Annotated in this window: 3 protein-coding genes; all 3 read right to left on the minus strand. The window is 61.0% G+C overall.

Going from position 1 to position 3102, the window contains the following annotated elements:
- The coding region (locus tag Q1A53_RS23235; protein ID WP_299971753.1) for a hypothetical protein at positions 1-454 on the minus strand (454 nt) is incomplete at its 3' end.
- Entirely contained in the window at positions 451-1563 is a 1113-nt protein-coding gene (locus Q1A53_RS23240) for a hypothetical protein (RefSeq protein WP_299971756.1), read from the minus strand. The genes Q1A53_RS23235 and Q1A53_RS23240, both read right to left, overlap by 4 nt.
- An 8-nt stretch (positions 1564-1571) precedes the next feature.
- A complete protein-coding gene (locus tag Q1A53_RS23245; protein WP_299971759.1) occupies positions 1572-3050 on the minus strand; it encodes a DUF4150 domain-containing protein in 1479 nt (492 codons plus the stop codon).
- Positions 3051-3102: the final 52 nt, after the last annotated feature.

A 3102-nucleotide genomic window follows, 5' to 3' on the forward strand; every position in this document is an offset into this window, starting at 1 on the left:
GATCGAAAAGCACTGCATCCGTCAGCATGTGCCAGTTGTCTCGCGCCGCGCGGATGAAAATTTGTCCACCAGCGCCGCAAGCGTAGAGGCGCGATCCAATCTGCCTGAGTTTGTTGACGTATGCGTAGAACTTGTTGCCGACCTTATCGGCTCCGGTTTCCGGGATAATCTCTGTATACTGCTCAGGCCGGGCGGCATGATGCACCTCGCCATCGGCGGAGAGATATACGTAAGAGCTGGGGCGGTCCGGGCCGCCGATCTCGTGCGCGAAAATAACACTCTGAATGCTCATCCGGAAATCATCGTAGAACCACTTGTCCCCGTTCGGCCCATGGCCTTCATGCTCGTATTGAAACAACCGCGCGTCGGGCATGAAGGGTTCTGAATCGTTACGAATTGCAGAGACGGTCAGGCTGACTTCGGATGCAGCAACGGCGCGGGTAAGGATGATCATTCTTTGGATGGCAAGCCACTGAACTCCCGCTCCAGCAGCTCCGGGGGGATATCTACCCAATCCCACGTAGTGCCGTCCCACCGGCAGACACCGTGTTTATAGTCAAAGTAGAACATGGTATCGCCGACTGTCTGAAGCGCCATTGGATTGGGCACGCCACCATTGATCGCCGGATCAAGGGGGGGCTTCATCGGCGACAGGATGTGCCCATCAAAGCGGTGCAGGGCGTAACCGCTTGCAATGATCATCTCATTCTGGAAGCGCGTGATGGCGTAGAGATCGTCGCGGTCGCCAGCGAAGGAGACATCCTCGAAACCGTCCAGTGGGTTGCCAGTGAAAATCGCGCCTTCGAGACCGACGAGCCACAGTTTATCGGCGCGCTCAGCGAAGCCATTGCGCAGGGCAACATCCCGCGGCATGGGCAGGCGCGCCCAAGTGCCATCCTGCCAGAGGTGCGTTTGTGCCTCGTCGGGGGGGGTAAGGGCGGCGATCTCATCCTCCAACCGGGCATATTCGTCGTAGTCTTGTCGAGCCAAGGCCTCATCAATGGCCGTCTCTATTTCCGGAGACCCATCTACTGTAGGATGCACGGCCATCCCAAAACACAAGAGCCCCCCGGACCCGGCCGAGACGCCCCCTCGCGACAGGAAACCAAGGGTGTCTGGCCCGGCAATCCCCTTCCTTCCCAGGAAGCGCCAGGTGTCATCCCCCTCTTGCAGGTACACCTGATCCCGGTCCCCGACCACGCAGAGTTGGCCCTGATGGACAAGGATCTGAAAAACAGCCCCCCGGTCGGCGGCATCCGGACTGTAGATGCCTGCGCCCGGGATCTTTTCGTGGGTCGTCCCGCCAACCCGAACCATGTAGACATCGCCCTCGTCCGACATCGCCGCGTAGAGCGGATCGCCGGTCTCATCAGACCCGAACCCGGTGATGCTGCGAATGAGGCGCGGCACTTCGGTCCGGCTCCACGGCTGGGGAAACCGGCCATCGTAGCTGAGAATGATCGAAAATGGATCGTCGATGTCCTCCTCGTCGAAGGAGATGCAAAACCGGTCCGGGGCCGAGGCCCAACCTGCGTTCAACCGGCGAAACTCATGGGGTTGCATAGATCACCTCAGTAGTAGCCACGGGCGAGAACGTCCCGCGGGCTTGGATTACCATAGTTGCTTGGCAACGTGGTCGTCGTACGGCCTGGTTGGTTGGCCAATGGCGCCATTTGTGCCCGTACGGCGGCAATTGCACGGGTCTTACAATGCGGCGGAATCGGCATCCTGTTAATCGATGTAACGACCCTACGTGTAACTTGCCGAATAGGCGCCGTCCCCCAGGCCGGCGAACTTCCAGAAAGATTACGGATTTCCTGGTTCAACTGTCCATGCACCCCGACGTGTTCGCCGCGCAACAGGCAGATGGTCATCCCTTGAGCGAGGCTCGGCGCATTCGGGATCCGGTTCTGACCCGCGATGCCCTCTGCTCTGTTGCCATAGCGCAGAACGAAATCCGGCATCAAATGGTGCGCTTCGCCCGGACACAATGGGCGGATGACAGAGTATGGACCGACCAGACAGTCATGTTGTCGGCGCAGTTGGGTGATGCGCGCGGTATCCGCAGCCGTTGCCTGTCCGGCTTGCCGATCTTGTTCGGCGCGTTTAGCGCGATGGCCTTCCAACTGATGATAGAAGTCCTCTTCAATCTCGCCGCGACGCGATGGATCCAGCTCAAATTGCCTCGAAGCTTCTTCATTCAACCATGTCTCATAGTCATCCTGTGGGACATGGTGTTCCCACGCAGGAATGGTTCCATCGGCTACCGCGTCCGGCCACAGTAAAGCCAACGGTAGAGACCGACGACCAAGCCAACGACCAAAGCGACCTAGTCTTTCAAGCCCATTCGGTTCTCGCGGGCGCTGTTCCCACTGCCAGTTTGGCGTACGGTCCGGAGATGGACGGATAACGTCGCCCGGCGGGCGTGGTGCTGCAGGAGGTCGCGGAGCGGCAGGTCCAGGGCTCGGTTGCGGCGCAGGCTGAGCCGCCTGAGCCGCCATGGTATACTGAGGCCCGCCACTCGCATCTGCAACTTCATACTCTGCCCCTTCGACGAAGACGGACCGCAGCGACCCCGGCAGCGGGTCGTCATCGACCGGGGCGGTATAGACCGCGGTATCGCGGACGAAAATTGCCTCGCCTGTCGTGTTGCGGTTGTTCATGTAGAAGCGGTCGAGGTGGCGGATGACGGGCGAGCCTTCGGCGAAGACCTGGTCGGCATGCCCGATGGATTCGCAGATGCCGCCGCAGGTGCCCGAGACCACGCCGCCGCCGCGCCCGGGCTCGTCGCCGTGTACGTCCGTGGTGTGCGAGCGCAGGACCATCGCGCGCTGCCCGGTGAAGCGCACCGAGGGCGTGTAGCCTTCGTCATGGCCGCAGAACTCAACCACCGGGTAGGGGATGGCGCGTTTCCTGGATTTGCACACATCCGGCGCCAGCGAGACGATCACCGCCTGATCCGTATCGCGCAACCCCTCGCGCGGGGTGGAGGTCGTCCAGGGGGCGGGCGCGCCCGGATCGCCGATATAGTCATCCGCTGGAATGCTCATGCCACATCTGCCCGAGACAGGCGCGCAGCATCACCAAATGTCACACGCTCCA

The organism is uncultured Roseobacter sp. (assembly GCF_947496515.1).
In the GTDB taxonomy this organism is placed as follows: domain Bacteria; phylum Pseudomonadota; class Alphaproteobacteria; order Rhodobacterales; family Rhodobacteraceae; genus Roseobacter.

Bases quoted from the DNA above. Each gene is read 5' to 3' on its own strand.
- Q1A53_RS23240 (WP_299971756.1), bottom strand. From the start codon at position 1,563: ATGCAACCCCATGAGTTTCGCCGGTTGAACGCAGGTTGGGCCTCGGCC.
- Q1A53_RS23245 (WP_299971759.1), bottom strand. From the start codon at position 3,050: ATGAGCATTCCAGCGGATGACTATATCGGCGATCCGGGCGCGCCCGCC.